This is a genomic window from Streptomyces synnematoformans (assembly GCF_039531005.1).
Classification (GTDB): Bacteria; Actinomycetota; Actinomycetes; order Streptomycetales; family Streptomycetaceae; genus Streptomyces; species Streptomyces synnematoformans.
The window spans coordinates 1-1,188 of the sequence record NZ_BAAAPF010000683.1 but is presented as its reverse complement, the minus strand read 5'-3'; the positions used below and the strand labels follow the sequence as shown (position 1 = coordinate 1,188).

Annotated in this window: 1 protein-coding gene; it reads right to left on the bottom strand. The window is 71.0% G+C overall.

Going from position 1 to position 1,188, the window contains the following annotated elements:
- A partial coding sequence (locus ABD317_RS37100) for an acetyl-CoA carboxylase biotin carboxylase subunit (protein ID WP_344296504.1) occupies positions 1–1,188 on the bottom strand: 1,188 nt, incomplete at both ends.

Here is a 1,188-nt window from a genome sequence, read left to right as displayed (position 1 = left end):
GATGACGTTCGTGAACTCCGTCTCGATCCACCGGGTGTGGACGCTGAACGGTTCGTCCCACGCGGCCGGTGCGAAGGCCGGGTCCCGTACCACGGCGCGGTGGAACGGCAGGGCCGTGGCCATCCCGGAGACCGTGAACTCCTCCAGCGCGCGTGCCGCGCGCTGCAGCGCCTGCTGCCGGGTGGCGCCGGTGACGATCAGCTTGGCCAGCAGCGAGTCCCACGCCGGGCCGATCACACTGCCCGACTCCACCCCCGCGTCCAGCCGCACACCCGGCCCGGCCGGCGGCTCGAAGGCCGTCACCGTGCCCGGCGCCGGCAGGAAGTCACGCCCGGGATCCTCACCGTTGATACGGAACTCCACCGAGTGCCCGCGCACCGGCGGGTCGCCATACCCCAGCTCCTCACCGTCGGCGATCCGGAACATCTCCCGCACCAGGTCGATACCCGAGACCTCCTCGGTCACCGGATGCTCCACCTGCAACCGGGTGTTGACCTCCAGAAACGAGATCGTCCCGTCCCGGCCCACCAGGAACTCGCACGTACCCGCGCCCTCGTAGCCCGCCTCCCGCAAGATGGCCTTCGACGCCCGGTACAGCTCGGCGTTCTGCTGCGGCGACAAAAACGGCGCCGGCGCCTCCTCCACCAGCTTCTGGTGGCGCCGCTGCAGCGAGCAGTCCCGGGTGGAGACCACCACCACGTTCCCGTGCCTGTCCGCCAGACACTGCGTCTCCACATGCCGCGGCCGGTCCAGATACCGCTCCACGAAACACTCACCACGGCCGAACGCCGCGATCGCCTCACGCACCGCCGACTCGTACAGCTCGGGGACCTCTTCGAGGCTACGGGCCACCTTCAGCCCGCGCCCCCCGCCGCCGAACGCCGCCTTGATCGCGATCGGCAGGCCGTGCGCCTGCGCAAACGCGGTCACCTCCGCGACGTCGGCCACCGGGTCCTTCGTACCGGCCACCAGCGGCGCCCCGGCACGCTGCGCGATGTGCCGGGCGGACACCTTGTCACCCAGCGCGCGGATCGCCTCAGGTGGCGGCCCGATCCAGGTCAGACCCGCGTCCAGGACCGCCCGGGCGAAACCGGCGTTCTCCGACAGGAAGCCGTACCCGGGATGGACCGCATCCGCACCCGAATCCCTGGCGGCCTGCAGCACCTTGCCGATGTCCAGGTAGCTCGT